The 517-nt window shown below is 71.8% G+C and carries 1 protein-coding gene; it reads right to left on the minus strand.

Annotated features, from left to right (window positions below; genetic code table 11):
- Nucleotides 1–517: amino acid ABC transporter permease (locus tag N801_RS22220; protein WP_035941079.1), on the minus strand; the 517-nt coding region annotated here is incomplete at both ends.

The following is a 517-nucleotide window of genomic DNA, read 5'->3' on the forward strand; positions in this document are numbered from 1 at the left end:
GCACCAGGCTGGTGTTCTTGATCATCACGATGGCGGTATTGGTGAGCGGCGCGATCACCTTGCGCAGGGCCTGCGGCAGCACCACCAGCCGCGTCATCTGCCACCACGACAGGCCCAGCGCGCGCGAGGCCTCGGCCTGCCCGGGCGGGATCGCCTGCAGGCCGCCGCGGATCACCTCGGCCAGGTAGGCGGCCGAGAACACCGTCAGCGCGATGCCGGCGCGCAGCAGGCTGTCGATGGTCATGCCGGCCGGCAGCATGATGGGCAGCACGATCGAGGCCATGAACAGCAGGCTGACCAGCGGCAGTCCCCGGATCAACTCGATCACGCCGATGCTGATGAAGCGCGCCGTCGGCAGGCTGCCGCGGCGTCCCAGCGCCAGCAGCACGCCCAGCGGCAGTCCGGCGCCCAGCGCGCACACCGCCAGCAGCAACGTGATGGGCAGGCCGCCCCACGACGAGGTCGGCACCCGCGCCAGGCCGAACACGCCGCCCTGCATCAACAGCAGGCCGGCCGC

The sequence above is a fragment of the Knoellia aerolata DSM 18566 genome, assembly GCF_000768695.1.
Classification (GTDB): Bacteria; Actinomycetota; Actinomycetes; order Actinomycetales; family Dermatophilaceae; genus Knoellia; species Knoellia aerolata.